This window comes from Streptomyces sp. M41 (assembly GCF_043673425.1).
In the GTDB taxonomy this organism is placed as follows: Bacteria; Actinomycetota; Actinomycetes; order Streptomycetales; family Streptomycetaceae; genus Streptomyces.
Genome location: NZ_JBIMKE010000021.1, coordinates 119,017 through 141,719, shown reverse-complemented (window position 1 = coordinate 141,719; position 22,703 = coordinate 119,017). Strand labels below are relative to the sequence as shown.

The window sequence follows — 22,703 nt, the reverse complement described above, 5'->3', positions numbered from 1 at the left end:
GAGTTCACCCCGAATTCGCCCGGGATGGGGAACGGGATGGGGAAGCGGAGGGCCCGGCGGCGATGTTGAGGAGTCCCCACCATGACCGAGACCAGCGTTGTCTTCCGCGCGGGCGAAGAGGGGTACGCCTCCTTCCGTATCCCGGCCGTCGTCGTCGGCCGCCCGGGCACGGTGCTCGCGTTCTGCGAGGGCCGGGTGGAGTCCGCCGCCGACCACGGGCACATCGACATCGTGCTGAAGCGGTCGGTGGACGGCGGCCGGACCTGGGGCCCTCTCCAGCGGGCCGCCGACAACAACTGGCACCTCGCGGGCAACCCCGCCCCCGTCGTTCTCGACACCGGCCGCGTCCTGCTCGTCTACATCCGCAACCATGCCGCCGCCACCGAGGACGCGATCCGCCGCGGCCGGGTCACGGCCGCCGACGGCCGCCGCGTCTGGGTGCGCCACAGCGACGACGACGGCCTCAGCTGGTCGAGTTCGAAGGAGATCACCCCACAGGTGAAGAAGCCAGGTTGGCGGTGGTACGCCACCACGCCCGGCCACGCGATCCAGCTGAGCACCGGCCGCGTCGTCGTCCCCGCCAACCACACGATCCCGCCCATCGGCGCGGACACCGGCACCGAGCCCCGCTACAACGGCGGCCACTGTCTGCTCAGCGACGACCGCGGCGCCACCTGGCGCATCGGCTACGTCGACGACAACACCGACGGCTACATCAACGCCAACGAGACCACCGCCGCCGAACTCCCCGACGGCCGCGTCTACTTCAACACCCGCAACGACTCGGTCAGCCCCGGCAACCGCGCCGACGCCCACTCGGCCGACGGCGGCGACACCCTGATCAAACCCTTCCGCCCGCAGGCCGGCCTGTCCGCCCCCGTCTGCCAGGGCAGCGTCCTGCAGCTGCGCGACCCCGACGTCCTGCTCTTCTCCGGCCCCGCCGACCCCGCCGCCCGCGCCCTGATGACCATCCGCGCCTCCACCGACGGCGGCACCACCTGGCGGCCCGCGTACACCGTGGACGGGCTGCCGGCCGCGTACTCGGACCTCGTACGGATCGACTCCGGAACCGTCGGACTCCTTTACGAGACCGGCGACTTCGGCCCCTACGAGACCATCACCTTCCGGCGGGTGCCCGTGGCCCGGCTCACCTGAGCGGTCGCCCGGCCCGGCGGGCGCGGAACGAGCCTCAGTAAAGTCGGGCCCATGACCTCTACCGACAGTGCACAGCAGCCCGCCGGGACCCCCGCGAAGGCGCCCGCGAAGGACCCCTGGGACCTGCCCGACGTCTCCGGGCTGGTCGTCGGCGTGCTCGGCGGGACCGGGCCGCAGGGCAAGGGCCTGGCCCACCGGCTCGCCAAGGCGGGCCAGAAGGTGATCATCGGCTCGCGCGCCGCCGACCGCGCCGAGGCCGCCGCCGAGGAGCTCGGGCACGGCGTCGAGGGCGCCGACAACGCCGAGTGCGCGCGGCGCAGCGACATCGTGATCGTCGCCGTGCCATGGGAGGGCCACGGCAAGACGCTCGAATCGCTGCGCGAGGAGCTCACCGGCAAGCTGGTCGTCGACTGCGTCAACCCGCTCGGCTTCGACAAGAAGGGCGCCTACGCGCTGAAGCCGGCGGAGGGCAGCGCCGCCGAGCAGGCCGCCGCCCTGCTGCCGGACTCCCGGGTGACGGCCGCCTTCCACCATCTGTCGGCCGTACTGCTCCAGGACCCGGAGATCGACGAGATCGACACCGATGTGATGGTCCTCGGCGAGGAGCGGGCGGACGTGGAGATCGTCCAGGCGCTGGCCGGCCGGATCCCCGGGATGCGCGGCATCTTCGCGGGGCGGCTGCGCAATGCCCACCAGGTGGAGTCGCTGGTCGCCAACCTGATCTCGGTGAACCGCCGCTACAAGGCCCACGCCGGGCTCCGCGTCACGGACGTATGAGGCGATGGGGGACACTGGTCGGCGTAGCAGTGTCCCCCGAAGGAGCCGAGTGAAATGCCCCGCCTTGGTGTCTATGCCCTGATCGTCTTCGTGCTTGCCGTGGCCGCGGCCGTGATCGCCTTCACGCAGGGCAGCTGGCTGGGGATCGTGTGGGTGCTGCTGGCCGGGCTGTCGTCGAACATGGCGTGGTACTACGTCAAGCGCGCCAGGGACGCCCGGCGGGACTCCGTCCCGAGCTGATCCTGGGCGCGGGCGGCCTCCCTCACGCGGTCATCGAGCAGCGCGGGTCGCCCTCCCGCCAGAAGCGGAACAGGTCGTAGCCGCAGTAGGTCTCCAGGTCGCTGATGCCGAGGCCGCGCAGGGCCGCGTCGATCACATCGAAGAACGCCGTGTTGACCGCCGGCACCCACAGCAGCGCGAACACGAACAGCAGGCCGAACGGGGCGAACGGCTCGACCTGGCGCCGGACGCTCCGCGACAGCCACGGCTCGAGCACGCCGTAGCCGTCCAGGCCCGGCACCGGCAGGAAGTTCAGGATGGCGGCGGTGACCTGGAGCAGCGCGAGAAAGGCGAGCGCGAACCGGAAGTCCGCGGGGACGCCGTCCAGCGCGTCCAGCCAGAACGGCGCCGTGCACACGACGGCGAAGAGCACGTTCGTCAGCGGCCCGGCCGCCGAGATCAGACTGTGCCGCCAGCGCCCCCGGATCCGGCCGCGCTCGATGAACACGGCACCACCGGGCAGACCGATGCCGCCCATGATCACGAAGACGACGGGGAGCACGATGCTCAGCAGCGCGTGCGTGTACTTCAGCGGGTTCAGCGTGAGATAGCCCTTCGCGCCGACCGAGATGTCCCCGCTGTGCAGCGCCGTACGCGCGTGCGCGTACTCGTGCAGGCACAGGGAGACGATCCAGGCCGCGGTCACGAACAGGAACACGGCGAGGCCGGGCTGCTCGGCGAACCCGGTCCAGGTGGCCCAGCCCGTCACCGCCGTGACGGCAAGGATGCCCAGGAAGACGGGGCTGATCCGCCGGTCGCTGCGGCGGGTGAGGGCGGTGGTCATGAGGAAGGGGCTCCTGTGGGACGGGACTGGGCCTGCCCGACCGTACCGGGCGCAACGGGAAAACGTCTCGCGGTGGGCCGGGGGTTCCGGAGAAGGTGGGGGCATGTGGTTATGGCACGTGTTCCACGCGGACTGGCGGATGGAGTGCTGCGGTACGCCGTTCTCACCGGGGGACGAGGTGAGCCGGCCGCTGCTGCTCGATGACGCCGACGACGTGCTGGGCGGCGGCCGGCACGACCAGCTCACCAAGATCAGCGGGCCGGTGCGGGAGCTGCCGGGCGAGGACGGCGCGACACGGGTCGTGGAGGGCGGCACCGGCCTCACGGTCGCCCCGCACGGCGACCCGGTCGGCGTCCTCGCCGCGCAGGAGGCCGGTGACGTACGGGCGGGCGAGCGGATCCGTCCGGTCGGCCTGCCCACCGTCCACACCCATGGCGGCCCCGGCCTGCCCGAGACCCGGGGCCGGGTCCGGGCGATCCCTATCCTGACCCGAGGCTTAACCGAGACACCGCCCGGCTCGTGCACCCGGGAGCCGGTCCCCGGTCCCCGGACCACGGTCGCTGCGATCGGCCCGGGACCGCCCCAAGTGGTTCTCCGGCGACGAGGTGGGCGAGATCGTCGCCCTGGAGGTGCCGGACACCGACTCCTGGCTGTCGTACGCGGTGCGCGATCGGGGTATCCCGCAGGACCGCACCACGGCGGGCGCCGAGACGACCGGGCTGGTGCCCGCCGCCCTCGCGGAACCGCTGGAGACACTCAGCACCACCGCAATGCCGTGACCATGCCCGAATCCACCAGAGACAATGGACCCCGTGCGCTACCGCATCCTCGGCACCACCCAGGCAATCCGCCCCGACGGCAGCCCCGTTCCGGTCGGCGGGGCTCGTCTGCGTGCCCTCCTGACCGTGCTGGCGCTGCGAGGCGGCCGGACCGTGCCGGCGAGCGCGCTGGTCGCCGAGGTCTGGGAGGCGGAGCCGCCGGCTGACGCTCCGGGGGCGCTCCAGGCGCTGGTCGGACGGTTGCGGCGGGCGCTCGGCGCGGACGCCGTGGCCTCCGTGGACGGCGGCTACCGGCTCACCGCCACGCCCGACGACATCGACCTGTACCGCTTCGAACGCCTCGTCGGCGAGGGCACCCGCGCGCTGGCCGACGGCGACCCCGCCAAGGCGGCCGGCGTCCTCGACGACGCCCTCGCGCTGTGGCGGGGTCCCGCCCTCGCCGACCTCCCCGACCGCACCGCCGAGGCGGCCCGTCAGGAGACCCGGCGCCTCGACGCGCTGCGGGCCCGCCACACCGCGGCCCTCGCGCTCGGCCACGCCGGACAGTCCCTGCCCGAACTGACCGCCCTGTGCGACATGCATCCCCTGGACGAACCCCTCCAGGCCCTACGGCTGCGCGCCCTGCGCGACGCGGGCCGCACGGCGGCTGCCCTGGCCGCCTACGAGGACGTACGCCGCCTGCTGGCGGACCGGCTCGGCTCCGACCCGGGGCCGGAACTGCGGGAGCTCCAGCGGGAGTTGCTCCAGCCGGAACAGGCCCCGCACGGCACAGGGGCCGGTCCGCGCCCGCGGGACGGGGTCCGCTCCGCCCCTCGCGCGCCGAGTACCGCCGACGACGGCCGTACCGCCGACGACGGCCGTACCGCCGACGACGGCCGTACCGCCCGCGACGGCCGCGACGCCCGTACCGCCCGCGACGGCCGCGATGCCCACGACGCCCGCGACGGCCGCGATGCCCACGACGCCCGCGACGGCCGCGACGCCCGCGACCGCCACGACGCCCGCTCGCGCGGCGAGACCGACGCCCGGGCCCGTCGTGCCGAGGCCCCAGGTGGTGCGGGGACTTCAGGCGCGCCGGGCAGGGGCCGGGCCGGCAATCTCCGCGCCCGGCTCACCTCCTTCGTCGGCCGTGAAGCCGACATCGAGGCCATCCGCGGTGACCTGCGCACCGCGCGGCTCGTCACCCTGCTCGGCCCCGGCGGCGCGGGGAAGACCCGGCTGTCGCAGGAGGTCGGCGAGGGCCTGCTGGACGCCGCCCCGGACGGGGTGTGGCTGGCGGAGCTCGCGCCGGTCGACGACCCGCAGGCCGTACCGGAGGCCGTGCTCACCGCCCTCGGCGCCCGCGAGACCGTGCTGTACGGCGCCGGGGCCGAGGCCATGCGGGCCGGCTCCGACCGGCACGACGACCCCGTCGAGCGGCTCGCCGAGCACTGCGGCAGGCGCCGCATGCTGCTGATCCTCGACAACTGCGAGCACGTCGTCGAGGCCGCCGCCCGTCTCGTCGCGGCGCTGCTGGAGCGCTGCCCCCAGCTGACGGTGCTCGCCACCAGCCGGGAACCCCTCGGCGTACCGGGGGAGTTGCTGCGGCCCGTCGACCCGCTGCCCGAGCCGGTCGCGCTGCGGCTGCTCGCCGACCGGGGAGCCGCGGCCCGGCCCGGCTTCCGGACCGAGGCCGACGAGGGGACCGCCGCCGCGTGCGCCGAGATCTGCCGGCGCCTGGACGGTCTGCCGCTGGCCATCGAACTGGCCGCCGCCCGGCTGCGCATGCTGACCCCGCGTCAGATCGCCGACCGGCTCGACGACCGCTTCCGCCTGCTCACCTCGGGCAGTCGTACCGTCCTGCCCCGCCAGCAGACCCTGCGGGCGGTCGTCGACTGGTCCTGGGAACTGCTGGACGAGGACGAACGCGACGTGCTGCGGCGGCTGTCGGTGTTCTCCGGCGGCTGCGACCTCGCCGCCGCCGAGGCGGTCTGCGGACCCGCCGCCCTGGAGTCGCTCGGCTCGCTCGTCGACAAGACCCTCGTCGTCGCCACCCCGCTGCCGGACGAGGAGCCGGACGGCGGCATGCGCTACCGGCTCCTGGAGACCGTCGCCGAGTACGCCGCCGAGCGGCTCGACGAGGCCGGTCAGCGGGCGGAGGCCGAGCGCGCGCATCTGACGTACTACCGCGAACTCGCCCGCACCAGCGAGCCGTTGCTGCGCGGTGCCGGGCAGCTCGCCGCCGTCCGGCTGTTCGAGCGGGAGAGCGAGAATCTGCGGGCGGCACTGCACCGCGCCGTCGCGGCGCGCGAGGAGCAGGAGGCACTGTGCCTGGTGCTGTCGATGGGCTGGTACTGGCTGCTGCGTGACCTGCGGACCGTCGCCCGCAACTGGTCCCGCGAGGTCCAGTCCCTGGGCCCCGACCCGTTCGCCGAGCCCGCCCGCCGGGCCGGCCCGCTGTGGGAGCGCTGCACGGACACCCCGCCGCCCTGGACCGGCCCGGTCCTCGAGGAGGCCCGGCGCGGCGTGCACCTCATCCATCTCGCCTGTATGGACACCGAGTTGGAGCACTGGCAGACACCCGCGGCGCAGGCCAAGCTGCGGGTCATGGCCGAGACCTACGAGCCCGGTCTCCCGCAGGCCTGCCGCAGCCCGGGCTCCCTGTGGTTCTTCGCCGTCATGCTGACCGGTGACATGGGGCGGGTGCGGACCATCATCGACGCCGCCATCGACACCTGCCGCCGGGCGCCCGGATTCGAGTGGGACCTGGCCGCCAATCTCCACATGCGCGCCAACCTGCTGGCCAACCGCCCCGAGTGGGCCGGTGACGCCATCCGCGACGCGGACGAGTCGCTGGCGATCTACCAGCGCCTCGGCGACCTGTGGGGCACCGCCGAGGCGTACGCCGCGCGTGCCGAGGCCCATGAGCGCCGGGGCCACTATCTGCTGGCCGCCGCCGACTACCAGGCCGGTATCGAGCACGCCGAACGCCTGGGCGCCCACGCCCAGACGGCCGTGCTCGCCGCACGGCTCGGCGCCGCGCTGATCGAGGCGGGCGAGGGGGAGCGCGGCGAGCGCCTGGTGCGCGAGGTGCTCGACCGGGAGGACGCCCCGATCGAGCACGCGATGCCCATGGCCCGGCTCATCCTCGCGGGCCGGCTCAGCATGACCGGCCGGATCCCGGAGGCACGTGAACACGTCCGGCTGCTGCGCGAGCAGTTCAAAATCGCCCACTTCGTCATCTTCGACGCCTTCATCCTCGGCACGGAGGCCTGGCTGGACGCGGCGGAGGGCCATTACCAGAAGTCCCTGGAGACCAGCAGACGGGCCCTGGACCGGGCCGAGGACCCGCTGGCCGAGGCCATCGCCCCGCAGCTGCGCTCCCTGTACCTCATCAGCGCCGCGTTCGCCCTCGCCCGGGTCGACGGCGGCTGCCGGGCCCGGGACGCCGCGCGCTGTCTGGGCGCCGCCGACGCGCTGCTGCCGCGGCCGCATGTCGCCTCTCTCCAGGAACGCGAGGTCTACGAGCGGGCGGTGGAGCGCACGCGCGAGCTGCTCGGTGACGCGGAGTACGAGGCGGCGTACGCGGAGGGCGGCGGCCTCTCCTCCCGGGAGGCCGCCGCCCTGATCTGACGCGCACCGGCGCGAGGTGGTGCCGTACGTCAGCTCTTGGTGCGGAACTTGTGGATCGCGACCGGAGCCATCACCGCCGTGATGGCCACCGACCAGCCGAGCGTCACCCACAGGTCGTGCGCGACCGGCCCGCCCACCATCAGTCCGCGCGCGGCGTCGGCCAGCGTGGACAGCGGGTTGTAGTCGGTGAACGCCTGGAGCCAGCCCGGCATCGACGTCGTCGGCGCGAAGATCGACGAGCCGAACTGGAGCGGGAACAGCACCAGGAAGCCCATCGCCTGCACGGACTGCGCGCTCTTCATGATGACGCCGAGGGTGAGGAACACCCACATGATCGACGAGGCGAACGCGGTGGACAGGGCGACGGTCGCGAACAGCCCCGGCCAGTTGGTGATGTCGAACCCGACCAGGACGGCGACGACCATCAGCACGGCGGTGGCGAACAGCATCCGCAGCAGCTCCACGGAGATCTTCGCGAAGAGCACCGAGCCACGCCCGATCGGCAGGGACCGGAAGCGGTCCATGACACCGGAGTTGAAGTCCTGGCTGAACCCGGTGCCGACGCCCTGGGACAGCGTCATGCTCATCATCGCGATCATGCCGGGGATCACGTACTGCACATACTGGTCCTGCCCGCCCCCCAGCGCCTGCCCGATCGAGCCGCCGAAGACGAACACGAACAGCAGGGTGAAGATGACCGGCATCAGCAGTGCGTCGGCCATCGACTCCGGGTCCTGCCGGATCCACAGCAGATTGCGGCGGACCAGGGCGCCGGTGTGCCGCAGATGCCCGCGCAACGGGATCCGGGCGTCATGGGTGTCCACGGTTGTCGCGGCGCTCATACGGCGACCTCCTCGCGGTCGTCGGTGGGCACGGTGTCCTGCGGGGCACTGGCACGGTGGCCGGTGAGGGACAGGAACACCTCGTCCAGGCTGGGCAGTTCGGTGGTGATGGAGGCGAGCGTGACGCCGCGCGCGGTGATGGCGCCGACGATCGCGGTGAGCTGCTCGTCGCTGAGGATCGGGACGAGCAGGGTGCCGGTCTCGTCGTCGACGGTGGTGGTGGCGAGCCCGGTGATGCCGAGCTCGTCCAGGTAACCGGCGAGGGGCCGCAGCTGAAGGAGGTCGGCCGGCCGGACCCGCAGGGTGCGCCCGCCCACCTTGGCCTTGAGCTCCTCGATGCCGCCGCCCGCGATGACCTTGCCGCGGTCGACGACGGTCAGCTCGGAGGCGAGCTGTTCGGCCTCCTCCATGTACTGGGTGGTCAGCAGCACGGTCACGCCGTCCCCGACCATGGCCTTGACCTCGTCCCACACCTCGTTGCGAGTCCGCGGGTCGAGACCGGTGGTCGGCTCGTCGAGAAAGAGCACGCTGGGCCGGCCGATCATGGAGGCGGCCAGGTCGAGCCGGCGCCGCATGCCGCCGGAGTAGGTCGCCGCGGGCCGCTTGGCGGCCTCGGTCAGCGAGAACCGCTCCAGCAGCTCGTCGGCACGGGTGCGGGCGTCCTTGCGGGGCAGATCGAGCAGCCGGCCGATGAGGTAGAGGTTCTCCCACCCGGGGAGCTTCTCGTCCACGGAAGCGTACTGCCCGGTGAGGCCGATCACCCGGCGCAGCTGCCGGGGCTGGCGCACCACGTCGTAGCCGGCGACGGTGGCCTGTCCGGAGTCCGGTGCCAGCAGGGTGGACAGGATCCGTACGAGGGTCGTCTTCCCGGCGCCGTTCGGTCCGAGCACGCCCATGACGGTGCCCTCGCGCACATCCAGGTCCACGCCGTCCAGAGCCTTGGTCTCGCCGTAGTGCTTGACCAACCCCCGTACCGAGACGGCGGTGCTCACACCGTCGGGGTTCTTGTCGATTCGCGTCATGCCGATGACGGTCTCAGAGGCCACCGACAAACGACCGACAGATCACCGACACGGCCTACAGACCGCCGACAGCGCGCATCGGCCGACAGCGCATACGCCGGCCGGCGGCGCGCACGTCGGCCGGCAGCGCACAGAGCCGAGGTGCGCCCGGTGATCACCGGGCTCCCCTCGACGGCAGGAGCGGAGCTCAGTACCGGACGGTCTCGGTCTGCTGCGGAACATGCCCCGCCACCACGCGCTCGCGTCCGGCCCGCGCAGCCCCCCGGCGCCGGTCGACCGCGTACGCGGCCCCTGCGACGCCCAGCCCGAGTACGGCCAGTGCCGCACCGGCCAGGGCGGGGGACGTCACGCCGAAGCCCGCGGCCAGCGCCAGGCCGCCGATCCAGGCGCCGCCGGCGTTGGCGAGGTTGAAGGCGGCCTGGTTGGCGGAGGAGGCGAGGGACGGGGCGCCGGCCGCCTTCTCCATGACCATCAGCTGCAGCGGGGAACCGGTGGCGAACGCCGCCATGCCCAGCAGGGTCACCGCCACGGCCGCGCTCCAGGCCGTGGACATCAGCGGCGGGAACAGCGCCAGCACCACGGCCAGCGAGACCAGTCCGCCGAACAGCGTGCCACGCATCGCGTGGTCCGCGAGGCGCCCGCCCAGCAGATTGCCCGCGGTCGCGCCGACGCCGAACAGCGCCAGCAGCAGGGTCACGCTGGTGTCTGCGTATCCGGCGGAGTCGGTCAGCATCGGTGTGATGTAGCTGTACGCGGCGAAGAGCGCGCCGAAGCCGGCGACCGTGGTGCCGAGCGCCAGCCAGACCGGCAGGGAGCGCAGGGCGGCCAGTTCGCCGCGCAGCCCGGCGGCGTCGGACGCGTGTTCCTCGGCGCGCGGGATCAGCAGGGCCAGTGCGGCCATCGCCACCAGGCCGATCGCGCTCACCCCGAGGAACGTCGCCCGCCAGCCGACGTGCTGGCCCATCAGCGTGGCCACCGGTACGCCCGCGACGTTGGCCATCGTCAGGCCGAGGAACATCAGGGAGACGGAGCGGGCCTTGCGCTCGGGCGCGACCATGCCGGTCGCCACGACCGCGCCGACGCCGAAGAAGGCGCCGTGCGGCAGTCCGCTCAGGAAGCGGGCGGCCACCAGCCAGTGGTAGTCGGGGGCGAACGCGGACAGCGCGTTGCCGGCCACGAACAGGGCCATCAGGCCGATCAGGACGGTGCGGCGCGGCAGGCGCGCGGTGACCGCGGCCAGCAGCGGGGCGCCGATGACGACGCCGAGGGCGTACGCCGAGACCAGATGTCCGGCGGTGGGGATCGAGATGCCCAGGTCGTCCGCGACTTCGGGCAGCAGGCCCATCATCACGAACTCGGTCGTACCTATGCCGAAGGCGCCGACGGCCAGGGCGAGCAGGGCCAGGGGCATGGGGAAGCCTGTGCCTTTCAGGGGTCGAGAGCGGTGTTCCGTACGCGGGTGTGCTCTGTGGGTTCGAGCTCTGGGCTCAAGCCGTATGTTCAAGCACGGAACAAAGTCTCTCAGGCGCAGTATTCCGCCAGTCGGCCAAAGCGTGGCCGACAGGTGTCAAAAGTCGCTGACCTGGGCTTTTCAGGAAGAGGATGTGTCGACCTTCACACGCGCCGCCACCGGCAGATGGTCGCTCCCGGTCTCCGGCAGCGTCCACGAGCTCACCGGCTCGATGCCCTTCACCATGATCTGGTCGATCCGCGCCATCGGGAACGACGCCGGCCAGCTGAACCCCATCCCGCTGCCCGACGCGCCCTGCGTGGAGCGCATCTGGGCGGTGACGGCGTTCAGAGCGCGGTCGTTCATCGTGCCGTTCAGGTCGCCGAGCAGGACGACCTTCTGAAGCGGCTCGTGGGCGATGGCCTCGCCCAGCGCGTCGGCGCTCTTGTCGCGCTGCCGGGCGGTGAACCCGGCCTCCAACTTCACGCGCACCGACGGCAGATGGGCCACGTACACCGCGACCTGCCCGGCCGGCGTGGCCACCGTGCCCCGCATGGCCCGGATCCAGCCCAGCTCGATGTTGACCGGCTGGACGTCGCCCAGCGGGTACTTGCTCCACAGCCCCACGGTGCCCTGCACCGAGTGGTACTTGTACGTCGACGCCAGCGCCTTCTCGTACGTCGGGACCGCCGAGGCCGTCAGCTCCTCCAGGGCCACCACGTCCGCGCCGGACGCGGCCACGTCCCGAGCGGTGCCCGAGGGATCGGCGTTGTCGGCGTTGACGTTGTGGGTGGCCACCGTCAGATCGCCGCCGGCGCCGGTCTTGTCGGTGAGCTGGCCGCCGAAGAGGTTCAGCCACACGATCGCCGGGACCAGCACGGCGATCAGCGCGGTCGCGGACCGGCGCAGCAGGGCCAGCAGGAGCAGCACCGGGACGAACAGGCCCAGCCAGGGCAGGAACGTCTCGGTCAGACTGCCGAGGTTGCCGAGCGCGTTGGGGATCTGCGCGTGCAGCAGCATCACCAGGGCCAGGATCACCGCGAGGGCGGCCGCCACGAGGCCGCGCCGCCAGATGCGCGGGTCACCGCGCCAGCCGCCGACGAAGCGCTCCAGGCGGGCCTTCAGGCGCCCAGGGGCAGGTTCCCGGCGCTCGGGACCCGAGCCGCCGTTGTCCGTCCCCGTCACGTACGCCTGCTGCGCCATACCGTCGCCTCACTACCTACCGTGCACACCGTCGTCCCCCCGCGCCCACAGAAACCCTAGGGGATGATCGGCCTCGTTCCTGCCGTACCGATGACGGCCGTACGGGGGCGAGGACGTACAAGTCGCCACGGTGAGTTCCGATCCCGGCGGGTGAAAGCGCGCTCTGTGACGAAACGCGCACATTCGATCTACGGGGTGTCCGAACTGACGGGCCGTAGACCCGCGAGCACGGCGTCGACCATCTGTTCCGCCAGCCCTTGCGGCAGTTCGGCGTCCGGGCGCATGACGGCACGCACCAGCATCGGGCCGAAGATCATGTCACCCAGCACATCGACGTCGATGTCGGTGCGCAGTTCACCGTCGGTCTGTCCGCGGCGCAGGATCTCGTGCTGTTTCCTGCGCCGCGGCTCCACGACGGCCGTGTGATAGGCGTCCCAGATCTTCGGACTGCTCTTCATCTGGGCGATGACGTTGTGCAGCAGCACCGACGACCGGGTCATCAGGCCGCGCCTGCGCAACTGCTCCATCAGCACCACGAGATCGTCGCGCATGGAGGTGCCGGGCAGTTCGGGATCCGGGGGTTCGGCGGCGCGCACGACGTCGACGAAGAGCTCTTCCTTGCCGCTCCAGCGGCGGTAGATGGTGGCCTTGCCGACGCCCGCGGTACGGGCGATGCGCTCGATGGACAGCTCCGCGAGCGGCACGCCGTCCTCCAGCAGCTTCAGGACGCCCTCCATGATGGCCCGTTCCACGGCCTCGCTGCGGGGGCGGCCCCTGGCGGGGCCGTCCGGCCGGGGATGGCTGTCGGCGAGGCTCACTGGGTCCGGTCCTTTCCGTGGGGGCGTTGCCGATTCTCCCTGGTCCGCCGGGCCGGTGCGCGCGAAGCCGGCGAGGTGCGGTCCGGCGCCGCGGCCGGCGCGCTACTCGGCCGACGTCAACTCGCGTTCCCGCTCGCCCTCCTGAGGTTGCGTCGGCCTGCCCGGCAGGAAGAGCGCCACCACCACCGCGCCGAGCACGGCGATGCCCGCACCCCACAGCGCGGTGACATGCATGGCATGCAGGAAGGCGTCATGCGCCGGGCCGACGAGGGCCTCGCCCCGGGCGCCGAGCCGTTCGGCGACACCGAGCGTGGCCTCGACGGACTCGCCCGCCGTGTGCCGCAGGCCCTCCGGCACAGCCGTGAGCCGGTCCTCGACGCCGCCCCGGTACGCCGTCGACAGGACCGAGCCCAGCACGGCGATACCGAGGGCGCCGCCGACCTGGCGGAAGGTGTTGCTGAGGGCGGAGGCGGAGCCGGCCTTCTCGCGGGGCAGGGCCTGCATGATGACGACGCTCAGCGGGGTCATGATGTGCGCCATCGCGGCGCCCATGAGGAAGAAGACGACCTCCAGGAGCCAGATCGGCGTGTCCGCCTCGAACAGGACGAACGCGGCCAGCGTGGCGGCGATCAGCAGCATGGCACCGGTGGTCGTGGCCCGGTTGCCGAAGCGGTCGACGAGCAGCCGGGCGCGCGGCGCGAAGATCATCTGGGCGGCGGCGAGCGGGAGCATCAGCAGACCGGTCTGGAGCGGTGTGTATCCGCGCACGCTCTGGGTGTAGAAGACCGAGAAGAAGGTGACGCCCATGAGGGCGAAGAAGACCAGCGCGATCACGCCGACCGACGCCGAGAAGACCTTGTTCCTGAAGTACGTCACGTCGATGGACGGATGGTCGCTGCGCTTCTCGAACACGACGAAGCCGACCAGGACCGCGAGGCCGGCCCCGATGGTCGCGAGCACCGTCGGATCCGTGAAGTCGGCGAGCTGGCCGCCCTTGATGATGCCGTAGACGAGCAGGACCAGGCCGACGACGGAGAGCACCACACCGACGGGGTCGAGGCGACCGGGCTTCGGGTCGCGCGAGTCGGGGACCAGCCACAGCATCAGGGCGAGCGCGAGCAGCACGATCGGCACGTTGATGAGGAAGACCGAGCCCCACCAGAAGTGGTCGAGCAGCACGCCGCCGGTGATCGGGCCGATGGCGATGGCCAGTCCGACACCGCCGGCCCAGATGCCGATGGCCTTGGGCTGCTCGTCGCGTTCGAAGACGTTCATGAGGACGGCGAGGGTGGCCGGCATGACGAACGCGGCGCCGAGGCCCATCACCGCGCGGAAGGCGATGAGCTCGCCCGGCGAGCCGGAGAAGGCCGCCAGGGCGGAGCCGACGCCGAACACGGCGAGCCCGCCGAGCAGCACCTTCTTGCGGCCGAGCCGGTCGCCGAGGAGACCGGCGCTGAACAGCAGGCCGGCGAAGACGAGGGTGTAGGAGTTGATCGCCCACTCCAGCTCGCTCTGGGTGGCGCCCAGGCCGTTCGGGGCGGGGGTCGAGATCGTCTTGATGGCGACGTTCAGGATCGAGTTGTCGAGGACGACGATCAGCAGGCTGAGCATCAGCACGCCGAGGATCGCCCAACGGCGCCGGTGCACGGCTTCCGGTATGCGAGGGCCGCTGCCCGGGGCGGGAGAAGTCATACGGCCGAGCCTAGGCGACTTACGATACGGGACCGTCTCGTATCGTAAATTTTTGCCGAGACCTTACGCAGGGCGGAAGTCACACAGGAGGGCTTGGCCCTGACTGGCACGAGGTGCCACCATGGAGGGGAGTCCGGGGACGCCGTCAGGGCGCCTCGAGATGACAGAAGGAGCCGTTGCAATGACGCAGCTTTCGGCTGCCCAGACGCCTCAGGCGAAGCCCTCCGACGGCAGCAAGTCGCTGTACGGAGGGAAGGGCACGCGCCGCATCACCGTCCGCGACATCGCCCTCGCCAAGGAGCGGGGCGAGAAATGGCCCATGCTCACCGCCTACGACGCGATGACCGCGTCCGTGTTCGACGAAGCCGGCATCCCGGTCATGCTCGTCGGCGACTCGGCGGGCAACTGCCACCTCGGCTACGACACGACCGTACCCGTCACGCTCGACGAGATGACCATGCTCTCGGCGGCCGTCGTACGGGGCACCTCCCGCGCCCTGATCGTCGGCGACCTGCCGTTCGGCTCCTACCAGGAGGGTCCGGTGCAGGCGCTGCGCTCGGCGACCCGGCTGGTGAAGGAGGCCGGGGTCGGCGCCGTGAAGCTGGAGGGCGGCGAGCGCTCGCACGACCAGATCCGGCTCCTCGTCGAGTCCGGCATCCCTGTCATGGCCCACATCGGCCTGACCCCGCAGTCCGTCAACGCCATGGGCTACCGCGTCCAGGGCCGTGGCGAGGAGGCCGCCGCACAGCTGCTGCGGGACGCGAAGGCGGTCCAAGACGCGGGCGCGTTCGCCGTCGTCCTGGAGCTGGTGCCGGCGGAGCTGGCGGCCGAGGTGACCCGGGTGCTGCACATCCCGACCGTCGGCATCGGAGCGGGCCCGGAGACCGACGCCCAGGTCCTGGTCTGGACCGACATGCTGGGACTGACCGGCGGCCGGGTCCCCAAGTTCGTCAAGCAGTACGCCGACCTGCGCGAGGTCATGGGCAGCGCGGCGAGGGCCTTCGCGGAGGACGTCGTCGGCGGAACGTTCCCGCAGGAGGAGCACTCCGTCCACTGACGCACTGCGTCCACCGATCCCGACCGCGACCGGGATCCCCGAGCCACTGCGGCACCACAGCGCCCCGCCGATCTTCCCCCGTCGGCGGGGCGCCCCTTTGCGCCACGGTCAGGAACGCGGCTTTTGCGCCACGGTCAGGAACGTGGCTTCGCGCCCCGCTCCCTCAGCATGTCGGCCATCAGATCGATCTCCGACTGCTGCCCGTCCACCATGGTCCGGGCGAGCCTCTTCTCCACACCCACCGCGCACCTGTCGAGACAGCCCTCGGCCATGTGGATGCCGCCCTTGTGATGGGCCGTCATCAACTGGAGGAAGTAGACCTCCGCCCGCCTGCCGTCGAGCGTGCCGAGCCTCTTCATCTGCGCGTCTGTCGCCATGCCGGGCATCAGTGAGCCGTCCCCGGCGGAAGGCATGTCGCCCATGCCCATCCAGGTCATCGGCGGATCGGACGACACCTTCGGCAGCTCCCACAGATCCAGCCAGCCCAGCAGCATGCCGCGCTGGTTGGCCTGCGTCTGCGCGATGTCGTACGCCAGGCGCCGCACGTCCTCGTCGTCGGTGCGGTCGCGCACGAGGTACGACATCTCCACGGCCTGCTGATGGTGCACCGCCATGTCGCGCGCGAACCCGGCGTCCGCCGACTCCGCGGTCGGGGCCGCGCTCGAACCGTCGTCCCCGGCGACCGCGTAGGTGATCGCGCCGGCCGCCACGAGCACGGCCGTCGCGGCCCCCGCGATCCAACCGGCGTGCCGCTTCACTCCGACAGACCTCCCGAGCACGGCGCACCCTTCTCCGGCGTCTGAGCGCCCTGGACGTACGTCTCGAAGAACTTGCCGACGTTCGGGTCGCTCGCGCTCGTCACCGAGCGCTGGTGTCCCCACGCGCTGAGCATGATCGGGTCCTTCTGCTTCTCGACCGGGCTCATCAGCGTGTACGGCGTCCGCTCGACCCTCGCCGCCAGCGCCTCGACGTCGGCCTTCGCCGCCTTGCCGGTGTACGTCACCCACACCGCGCCGTGCTCCAGCGCGTGCACGGCGTTCTCGTTGCGCAGCTCCTGGGTGTAGACGTCGCCGTCACAGTTCATCCAGGCCCGGTGGTGGTCACCGCCGACCGGCGGCTCCATCGGGTACTTCACGCTGCCCGTGACATGCGTGCTGGTCAGCGTGCCCTTCCAGACGCGCACGCCGTCCTCGCCGGTGACGAACTTCCCGGACGTCTTCTTCTTCGCCTTGCCGCCGGACTCCGCATCCGACTGCGACTGCGACTGCGCACTGTCGCTGTCGTCGGACTGCGAGCGGATGAGGGCCACACCGCCGACGACGAGACCGGCGACGACCACGACGCCGGCCGCGACCGTCAGGATGCGGTTGCGGCGCGAACGGGCCTGCTCGGCACGTCGCATCTCCTCTATCCGCGCCTTGCGTGCCGCGTCGTTCCTGTTTGTGGCCGAGCCCATGAGTGGTGTCCTTCGGGGGGAAAGGGACGGTCGGGTGCGCTGATCGTAATGGGGAAGGCGTGACCTCTCGTAGAGGGACGCCGACTCCGGATATTTGGAACGGCGGATGCGCATTATCTACGCTGCGGGCATGCGGCTTCTGCGCTCCACCGACCTGGCACTGCGGCTCCTGATGCGGCTCGCCGTGCTGGGGGACGCCACGCCGACGACCCGCGAGGTCGCGGCGGACATGGAGGTGCCGTACACCCATGCCGCCAAGGTCGTCGCCGAGTTGCAGCACATGGGTCTGGTCGACGCCCGCCGGGGTCGCGGCGGCGGGCTGACGCTCAGCGCCGCGGGACGTACCGCGTCGGTCGGCGCGATCGTGCGGTCCTTCGAGGGGGACGGCGACGTCGTCGAGTGCGAGGGCGACCACCCCTGCCCGCTGCACTCCGGGTGCCGGCTGCGCGGCGCGCTGCGGCGGGCCCAGGAGGCCTTCTACGCCTCACTGGACCCGCTGACGGTGGCCGACGTGACCGCGGACCCCACCGGCCCGCTGCTCCTCCAGATCGGCCGGACGCCCTGACGGCGGGGCGGTTCAGCCCTGCTGCGCCAGCCAGAGGTCCGGCCCGAACACCTCGTAGTGGATGTCGGCCGCCGCGACGCCCTTCTCGATCAGCTGAGCCCGCACCGCCCGCATGAAGGGCAGCGGACCGCACAGGTACGCGCGCGTGCCCTTCGGTACGGCGACCCCGGCGAGGTCGACCAGGCCGCCCCGGTGCGACTCCTCGGCGGCGTCGGCGCCGGTCTCGTACCAGAAGTGGACGGACGCGTCCGCGAGCTTGCGCGCGTAGCCCTCGTGGTCGGCGCGCAGGGCGTGCTCGGCGGGGGAGCGGTCGCCGTGCACGACGATCACCGGGCCCTGGTGCCCGGCGTCCGCGAGCTGCCCCAGCATGGCGACCATGGGGGTCACGCCGATACCGGCGGAGGCGAGGAGCAGCGGGGCGACGGCCCCGGTGCCGGTGTCGCTGTTGCTTTCGCTGTTGCTGTTGCTGTCGCTCTCGCTGTCGCCGAGGACGAGATCGCCGTACGGCGCCGACAGGCGCAGCCGGTCGCCGACGGCCACGCGCGCGTGCAGGTGGCTCGAGACCTCGCCGTCGGGCGCGGCGGCGCCGTGCACCCGCTTGACGCTGATCTGGCGCAGGGGTGAGCCGGGGGCGGCGGAGAGGCTGTACTGACGTATCTGCCGGGCCCCGTCCGCCAGCTCGACCTGCACCGAGACGTACTGCCCGGCACGGAATTCCGGCACCGGGCGCCCGTCGGCCGGGCGCAGCCGGAACGTGGCGACGTCGGCGGTCTCCTCGACGCGGGCGACGACCTCCCACTCCCGCCACTCGTGGCCACCCCGCTGCGCGTACAGCCGCTGCTCGACGGCGATGAGGGCGTTGGCCATCAGCCAGTAGACCTCGTCCCAGGCCGCCGCGACCTCGGGGGTGACGGCCTCGCCGAGCACGTCGGCGATGGCGGCGAAGAGGTGCTCGTGGACGAGCTTGTACTGCTCGGCGGTGACGCCCAGGGAGGCGTGCTTGTGGGCGATGCGGCCCAGCATCGCGTCGGGCCGCTCGTCGGGGTGGTCCAGAAGGTGGGTCGCGAACGCGGCGATCGAGCCCGCGAGGGCCTGCCGCTGGGTGCCGGCCGCCTGGTTGCCGCGGTTGAACAGGTCGCGCAGCAGCTCGGGGCGGGCCGCGAACAGACCGGCGTAGAAACGCTCGGTGATCTCGGCGAGGGACGCGCCGACGGCGGGGAGGGTGGCGCGGACCACGGCGGCGGACTGCTCGGACAGCATCAGGGCTCCTCGGTCTCGGACGGGCGGCTCCGGGACGGCCGCCCACCCTCATTAAAACTTGCATCTGAAATGCAAATTAAAGCGGGGTGGGTCCCCGGGGGCCGGGGCGGGCCCGGGCATTACAGATGTCGGTCCGAGCAGGCAAGATGGGCGGCAGAGCAGTTCACCGGGCACCATGGCGGGACACCTGCCGGATGCCGGGCGTTCGGCCCGAGGTCGCCTCGACGATCAAGGTGCGCAACGCGCCTGAAACGGTGTTGTGGTGGGATGCTCAGGTGCCCGACCGCCTTCCGCAGTACCGGATACAGGCGGCCTGACCAGCAAGGATGGGGAAGCGGAAGATGGACAAGCAGCAGGAATTCGTGCTCCGGACGTTGGAGGAGCGCGACATCCGGTTCGTACGCCTGTGGTTCACGGACGTGCTCGGCTTCCTCAAGTCCGTGGCCGTGGCCCCCGCCGAGCTGGAGCAGGCCTTCGACGAGGGCATCGGCTTCGACGGCTCCGCGATCGAGGGCTTCGCCCGGGTCTACGAGTCCGACATGATCGCCAAGCCCGACCCCTCGACCTTCCAGATCCTGCCCTGGCGCGCCGAGGCCCCCGGCACGGCCCGGATGTTCTGCGACATCCTCATGCCGGACGGCTCCCCGTCCTTCGCGGACCCGCGCTACGTCCTCAAGCGCGCCCTGGCCCGCACCTCCGACCTGGGCTTCACCTTCTACACCCACCCCGAGATCGAGTTCTTCCTCCTGAAGGACCGCCCGCTGGACGGCTCTCGCCCCACCCCGGCCGACAACTCGGGCTACTTCGACCACACCCCGCAGAACATCGGCATGGATTTCCGCCGCCAGGCGATCACCATGCTGGAGTCGATGGGCATCTCCGTCGAGTTCTCCCACCACGAGGGCGCCCCCGGCCAGCAGGAGATCGACCTGCGCTACGCCGACGCGCTCTCCACGGCCGACAACATCATGACCTTCCGCCTGGTCATGAAGCAGGTGGCGCTGGAGCAGGGCGTGCAGGCGACGTTCATGCCGAAGCCGTTCTCGGAACACCCGGGCTCGGGCATGCACACCCACCTTTCCCTCTTCGAGGGCGACCGCAACGCGTTCTACGAGTCGGGCGCCGAGTACCAGCTCTCCAAGGTCGGCCGCTCCTTCATCGCGGGCCTGCTGCGGCACGCCGCGGAGATCTCCGCGGTCACCAACCAGTGGGTGAACTCCTACAAGCGCATCTGGGGCGGCTCCGAGCGCACCGCGGGCGCCGGCGGCGAGGCCCCGTCGTACATCTGCTGGGGCCACAACAACCGCTCGGCCCTGGTCCGCGTCCCGATGTACAAGCCCGGCAAGACCGGCTCGGCGCGCGTGGAGGTCCGCTCCCTGGACTCCGGCGCCAACCCGTACCTCGCCTACGCCCTCCTGCTGGCCGCCGGCCTCAAGGGCATCGAGGAGGGCTACGAACTACCCCCGGGCGCCGAGGACGACGTCTGGGCCCTCTCCAACGCCGAGCGCCGCGCGATGGGCATCGAGCCCCTCCCGCAGAACCTCGGCGAGGCCCTGACCCTCATGGAGAGCAGCGACCTGGTCGCCGAGACCCTGGGCGAGCACGTCTTCGACTTCTTCCTGCGCAACAAGCGGCAGGAGTGGGAGGAGTACCGGTCCGAGGTCACGGCGTTCGAGCTGCGGAAGAACTTGCCGGTGCTGTAGGGGCAAGTCAGAGCGGTTTCCGCGCACCTGTGCTCGGGTGCTGGCGGCACTCTGCCGCCAGCACCCGAGCAGACGGCCCTTCCGTGGGCCGTCTGTGGGCCGTCGCCCGACGGCTGGCACGTCATGCTGCGCCAGAAGCCATGCTCAGGCAGTCATGGGATCTGAGAGAAGAGCTCATCGGCAGCAGCATGGAGTGCTTGGTCATGTCGTTCGTCCTGCCAAAAGACGAATCGAATCTTGGTGCCGTGGGCTTGAGCTTCCTCGATCGCATGTTGCGCTCCGCGTGAGAGCGGTACGTTACTCATGATCAGCGTGGGGATGATTGAGTCCACGGTTTTCTCGGCACGCTTTACGACCATCGTCCTGGAGATCCCTGACGTAGCCCGTTCCAGGAAAAGTGCGTCAATGCCGATTCTCTTGTCGATTGGCCGTATTACCTGGAAATCAACGTATCCCCAGTCCCTAGGAGGGAGCGCTCCAATAGCGCAGTCCGGGAAGAGTGTCATGAACCTTTGCTTGGCAAGCTCTTCATACGTGCGGGCAGACTGATACAGGAATGATGCGTCAGTTGCTACACCTGGATCGATTGCTTGCAGTACCTCCAGGGTCCTCCGTGCCTCCTCCGGAGGCGCGTCGCTGACGCTCGCGATGACTTCACGGCGACGCTTCTGAACAGCGAATCGCATCTGGGTTTCTCCGAAGCCCAGGCTGTGCAGTGGGCTACCGCCGATGGTGAGTATCACGAAGAGGGCGCCAGCCAGAATCAGTGCAACGCAACCCGCCTGATTCTCCGTTTTGAAAACGGCAACTGTCCCCGCCGTGCAGAGAGTAAAGCCCATAGCCCCTGCAGTGACCCTGCTCCATGTTGAGAGAGGAGCAGGGTCAGTTGTCTCGTCGGGTTCAACCACTTCAGGGTTGCTCGCTTCAGGCATGATGATCAGCCTAGATGCCCAGGTAGGGATGCACCCCCGGCGTAGGGAAATGCGTAACTTCTACCTACTTGCGAACACGGTGGAGCTGTAAAGACCGTCGATGGCCTTACGAGCTCGCGCGTCGCTGCTGGGCATGAGGTGTGTGTAGACGCGGAGCGTGAAGCCCGGATCGTTGTGCCCGAGGTAGTGACTCAGTGCCTTGATGTTCTCGCCGGCGTTCAGCAGGACCGAAGCGTAGAAGTGCCTGAGGGCGTGCATGCCGTGTTCGCGGGCGGCCTGGTAGCGCTCGCCCGGTTTCGGGGCGGGGATGATTTCGGCCGCGACGAGAGCGGGCTTCCAAGTGCGGTCGTTGAAGTCGGTCCGCCGGACCGCGCCTGCACCATCGAGGCGAGTGAAGAGCAGCCGCTTTGTGACAAGCGGACCGTCCGGCCGGAGCCACGGCAGCGTGACTTCGACTGGGGGGAACGTCTCCATGTGCCTCTTGAGGACGTGCGCCACGCGGTCCGGCAAGGGGACGTCACGGATCTTGTTCCGTTTCGGCGGGGAGAACACAAGACCCTGCTTCGTCACTTTCACCTGATTCGCGATGTGCAGCCAGCCCGAGTCGAAGCCGATTTCGTCGACCGGCAGTCCGAAGATCTCCCCTTGCCGGAGTCCGCACCCGCCTCCGAGGTCGACCGTCGCGCGGTAGCGCTCCGGCAGTGCTGCCTGTACTGCGAAGACGCGCTCTGCGGCCCACGGGATAACGCGACCAGTTCCCGCAGCAGGGGGTCGCACAGACTGCGCGTGGCAGGGGTTCTTCGGCAGGTGGCCGTCGTCAACAGCCGCGTTGAGGACCGTCGACACGTTGTTGTAGATCACGCGTCGGTACGACGAAGCAGGAACGGCCCGCTCCAATGCGCTGAGCCAGTCACGGATGTGTTCCGGCTTGAAGGAGCCGAGCGGTCGCGAGCCGAGGTAGGGGATTGCGTGGCCGCGGACCGCAGAATCGACGGACTCTCGTGTAGTCATGTCGGTGGTCTGGGTGCTCAGCCACTTCTCGGCGTACTGCCGGAACGTCACCCGACTGGCGGCGGGATCGATGTACTGGCCGCGCGACATGTCGGCCTCGATGTGGGCAAGCCACTGGTCGGCCAGTCGCTTCTGTCCGTCGGGGAATGACTTGCTCTTTTCGCTGCCGTCCGGGCCGATGTACCGGGCGCGGTAACGCATGCCGGTGCCGTAGCGATCGGTGCGCACGCGGCGGGGCTTACCGCTGGTGTCGGGTTCGGTCTTGTACCAGCGGTCTTGGATGTGGCCTGCCATGTAGCGGCGATC

General features: G+C 70.9%; 20 protein-coding genes and 1 pseudogene. 9 read left to right on the top strand and 12 right to left on the bottom strand.

Annotation, left to right across the window (positions count from 1 at the left end; all coding sequences use genetic code 11):
• The first annotated feature begins 81 nt into the window (after positions 1–81).
• Genes ACHBTE_RS24430 through ACHBTE_RS24420 form a run of 3 tightly spaced genes read left to right on the top strand, consistent with a single transcriptional unit; the run spans position 82 to position 2,172 of the window.
• Positions 82–1,155 carry an exo-alpha-sialidase gene (locus ACHBTE_RS24430; RefSeq protein ID WP_394726199.1) on the top strand — a complete coding sequence of 358 codons (1,074 nt, stop codon included), beginning with the start codon at positions 82–84 and terminating at the stop codon, positions 1,153–1,155.
• 51 nt (positions 1,156–1,206) lie between these two features.
• Positions 1,207–1,932 (top strand): NADPH-dependent F420 reductase, encoded by a 726-nt coding sequence (gene npdG / locus ACHBTE_RS24425; RefSeq protein WP_394726198.1) that lies wholly within the window; start codon positions 1,207–1,209, stop codon positions 1,930–1,932.
• Between the two features lie 54 nt (positions 1,933–1,986).
• Positions 1,987–2,172 carry a hypothetical protein gene (locus ACHBTE_RS24420; protein WP_394726197.1) on the top strand — a complete coding sequence of 62 codons (186 nt, stop codon included), beginning with the start codon at positions 1,987–1,989 and terminating at the stop codon, positions 2,170–2,172.
• Between the two features lie 22 nt (positions 2,173–2,194).
• Here the strand turns inward: ACHBTE_RS24420 and ACHBTE_RS24415 are convergent, their stop codons facing one another.
• On the bottom strand, positions 2,195–2,995 hold the full coding sequence (locus ACHBTE_RS24415; protein WP_394726196.1) for a site-2 protease family protein: 801 nt from the start codon (positions 2,993–2,995) through the stop codon (positions 2,195–2,197).
• On the opposite strand from ACHBTE_RS24415, the pseudogene ACHBTE_RS24410 reads away from it, so the two are divergent.
• From ACHBTE_RS24410 to ACHBTE_RS24400, 3 genes and pseudogenes are all read left to right on the top strand, one after another.
• Positions 2,937–3,494 (top strand): annotated as a pseudogene (locus ACHBTE_RS24410) (DUF6578 domain-containing protein); the annotation flags it as partial. The gene ACHBTE_RS24415 and the pseudogene ACHBTE_RS24410 sit on opposite strands and share 59 nt — an antisense overlap.
• Before the next feature lie 106 nt (positions 3,495–3,600).
• On the top strand, positions 3,601–3,774 hold the full coding sequence (locus ACHBTE_RS24405) for a hypothetical protein (protein WP_394726213.1): 174 nt from the start codon (positions 3,601–3,603) through the stop codon (positions 3,772–3,774).
• Positions 3,775–3,798: 24 nt separating this feature from the next.
• Positions 3,799–7,386, top strand: a complete 3,588-nt coding sequence (locus tag ACHBTE_RS24400) for a BTAD domain-containing putative transcriptional regulator (protein ID WP_394726195.1) — start codon at positions 3,799–3,801, stop codon at positions 7,384–7,386.
• Between the two features lie 29 nt (positions 7,387–7,415).
• Here the strand turns inward: ACHBTE_RS24400 and ACHBTE_RS24395 are convergent, their stop codons facing one another.
• From ACHBTE_RS24395 to ACHBTE_RS24370, 6 genes are all read right to left on the bottom strand, one after another.
• The gene (locus ACHBTE_RS24395; protein ID WP_394726194.1) at positions 7,416–8,228 is read right to left on the bottom strand and encodes an ABC transporter permease; all 813 of its coding nucleotides are present in this window, start codon (positions 8,226–8,228) and stop codon (positions 7,416–7,418) included.
• Complete coding sequence (locus tag ACHBTE_RS24390; RefSeq protein WP_394726193.1) at positions 8,225–9,250, bottom strand: ATP-binding cassette domain-containing protein; 1,026 nt, start codon at positions 9,248–9,250, stop codon at positions 8,225–8,227. Before ACHBTE_RS24390 ends, ACHBTE_RS24395 begins: the two co-directional genes overlap by 4 nt.
• Before the next feature lie 187 nt (positions 9,251–9,437).
• Entirely contained in the window at positions 9,438–10,661 is a 1,224-nt protein-coding gene (locus tag ACHBTE_RS24385; protein WP_394726192.1) for an MFS transporter, read from the bottom strand.
• A 180-nt stretch (positions 10,662–10,841) separates the two neighbouring features.
• Positions 10,842–11,903 carry an endonuclease/exonuclease/phosphatase family protein gene (locus tag ACHBTE_RS24380; RefSeq protein ID WP_394726191.1) on the bottom strand — a complete coding sequence of 354 codons (1,062 nt, stop codon included), beginning with the start codon at positions 11,901–11,903 and terminating at the stop codon, positions 10,842–10,844.
• Positions 11,904–12,091: 188 nt separating this feature from the next.
• A complete protein-coding gene (locus ACHBTE_RS24375; RefSeq protein WP_394726190.1) occupies positions 12,092–12,721 on the bottom strand; it encodes a TetR/AcrR family transcriptional regulator in 630 nt (209 codons plus the stop codon).
• Positions 12,722–12,823: 102 nt separating this feature from the next.
• The gene (locus tag ACHBTE_RS24370) at positions 12,824–14,413 is read right to left on the bottom strand and encodes an MFS transporter (protein ID WP_394726189.1); all 1,590 of its coding nucleotides are present in this window, start codon (positions 14,411–14,413) and stop codon (positions 12,824–12,826) included.
• Between the two features lie 181 nt (positions 14,414–14,594).
• Here ACHBTE_RS24370 and panB point away from each other — a divergent pair, with 181 nt between their 5' ends.
• Entirely contained in the window at positions 14,595–15,470 is an 876-nt protein-coding gene (gene panB, locus ACHBTE_RS24365; protein WP_394726188.1) for a 3-methyl-2-oxobutanoate hydroxymethyltransferase, read from the top strand.
• A gap of 134 nt (positions 15,471–15,604) precedes the next feature.
• On the opposite strand, the gene ACHBTE_RS24360 is transcribed toward panB, so the two are convergent.
• Together ACHBTE_RS24360 and ACHBTE_RS24355 are read right to left on the bottom strand one after the other, a co-directional pair.
• Entirely contained in the window at positions 15,605–16,228 is a 624-nt protein-coding gene (locus tag ACHBTE_RS24360) for a DUF305 domain-containing protein (RefSeq protein WP_394726187.1), read from the bottom strand.
• On the bottom strand, positions 16,225–16,926 hold the full coding sequence (locus ACHBTE_RS24355) for a DUF3105 domain-containing protein (protein WP_394726186.1): 702 nt from the start codon (positions 16,924–16,926) through the stop codon (positions 16,225–16,227). Before ACHBTE_RS24355 ends, ACHBTE_RS24360 begins: the two co-directional genes overlap by 4 nt.
• A gap of 130 nt (positions 16,927–17,056) precedes the next feature.
• On the opposite strand from ACHBTE_RS24355, the gene ACHBTE_RS24350 reads away from it, so the two are divergent.
• Entirely contained in the window at positions 17,057–17,491 is a 435-nt protein-coding gene (locus ACHBTE_RS24350) for an RrF2 family transcriptional regulator (protein WP_394726185.1), read from the top strand.
• A 12-nt stretch (positions 17,492–17,503) separates the two neighbouring features.
• Here the strand turns inward: ACHBTE_RS24350 and ACHBTE_RS24345 are convergent, their stop codons facing one another.
• A complete protein-coding gene (locus ACHBTE_RS24345) occupies positions 17,504–18,751 on the bottom strand; it encodes a globin domain-containing protein (RefSeq protein WP_394726184.1) in 1,248 nt (415 codons plus the stop codon).
• Between the two features lie 341 nt (positions 18,752–19,092).
• Here ACHBTE_RS24345 and glnA point away from each other — a divergent pair, with 341 nt between their 5' ends.
• On the top strand, positions 19,093–20,454 hold the full coding sequence (gene glnA / locus ACHBTE_RS24340) for a type I glutamate--ammonia ligase (protein WP_394726183.1): 1,362 nt from the start codon (positions 19,093–19,095) through the stop codon (positions 20,452–20,454).
• 152 nt (positions 20,455–20,606) lie between these two features.
• Here glnA and ACHBTE_RS24335 read toward each other — a convergent pair whose 3' ends face one another.
• Together ACHBTE_RS24335 and ACHBTE_RS24330 are read right to left on the bottom strand one after the other, a co-directional pair.
• Complete coding sequence (locus tag ACHBTE_RS24335; RefSeq protein ID WP_394726182.1) at positions 20,607–21,386, bottom strand: hypothetical protein; 780 nt, start codon at positions 21,384–21,386, stop codon at positions 20,607–20,609.
• Between the two features lie 60 nt (positions 21,387–21,446).
• On the bottom strand, positions 21,447–22,691 hold the full coding sequence (locus ACHBTE_RS24330; RefSeq protein ID WP_394726181.1) for a tyrosine-type recombinase/integrase: 1,245 nt from the start codon (positions 22,689–22,691) through the stop codon (positions 21,447–21,449).
• Positions 22,692–22,703 lie beyond the last annotated feature (12 nt).

Coding starts and splice junctions, on each gene's coding strand:
- ACHBTE_RS24430 (WP_394726199.1), top strand. CDS start 82: ATGACCGAGACCAGCGTTGTCTTCCGCGCGGGCGAAGAGGGGTACGCC.
- npdG (WP_394726198.1), top strand. CDS start 1,207: ATGACCTCTACCGACAGTGCACAGCAGCCCGCCGGGACCCCCGCGAAG.
- ACHBTE_RS24420 (WP_394726197.1), top strand. CDS start 1,987: ATGCCCCGCCTTGGTGTCTATGCCCTGATCGTCTTCGTGCTTGCCGTG.
- ACHBTE_RS24415 (WP_394726196.1), bottom strand. CDS start 2,995: ATGACCACCGCCCTCACCCGCCGCAGCGACCGGCGGATCAGCCCCGTC.
- ACHBTE_RS24400 (WP_394726195.1), top strand. CDS start 3,799: ATGGACCCCGTGCGCTACCGCATCCTCGGCACCACCCAGGCAATCCGC.
- ACHBTE_RS24395 (WP_394726194.1), bottom strand. CDS start 8,228: ATGAGCGCCGCGACAACCGTGGACACCCATGACGCCCGGATCCCGTTG.
- ACHBTE_RS24390 (WP_394726193.1), bottom strand. CDS start 9,250: ATGACGCGAATCGACAAGAACCCCGACGGTGTGAGCACCGCCGTCTCG.
- ACHBTE_RS24385 (WP_394726192.1), bottom strand. CDS start 10,661: ATGCCCCTGGCCCTGCTCGCCCTGGCCGTCGGCGCCTTCGGCATAGGT.
- ACHBTE_RS24380 (WP_394726191.1), bottom strand. CDS start 11,903: ATGGCGCAGCAGGCGTACGTGACGGGGACGGACAACGGCGGCTCGGGT.
- ACHBTE_RS24370 (WP_394726189.1), bottom strand. CDS start 14,413: ATGACTTCTCCCGCCCCGGGCAGCGGCCCTCGCATACCGGAAGCCGTG.
- panB (WP_394726188.1), top strand. CDS start 14,595: ATGACGCAGCTTTCGGCTGCCCAGACGCCTCAGGCGAAGCCCTCCGAC.
- ACHBTE_RS24355 (WP_394726186.1), bottom strand. CDS start 16,926: ATGGGCTCGGCCACAAACAGGAACGACGCGGCACGCAAGGCGCGGATA.
- ACHBTE_RS24350 (WP_394726185.1), top strand. CDS start 17,057: ATGCGGCTTCTGCGCTCCACCGACCTGGCACTGCGGCTCCTGATGCGG.
- ACHBTE_RS24345 (WP_394726184.1), bottom strand. CDS start 18,751: ATGCTGTCCGAGCAGTCCGCCGCCGTGGTCCGCGCCACCCTCCCCGCC.
- glnA (WP_394726183.1), top strand. CDS start 19,093: ATGGACAAGCAGCAGGAATTCGTGCTCCGGACGTTGGAGGAGCGCGAC.
- ACHBTE_RS24335 (WP_394726182.1), bottom strand. CDS start 21,386: ATGCCTGAAGCGAGCAACCCTGAAGTGGTTGAACCCGACGAGACAACT.
- ACHBTE_RS24330 (WP_394726181.1), bottom strand. CDS start 22,691: ATGGCAGGCCACATCCAAGACCGCTGGTACAAGACCGAACCCGACACC.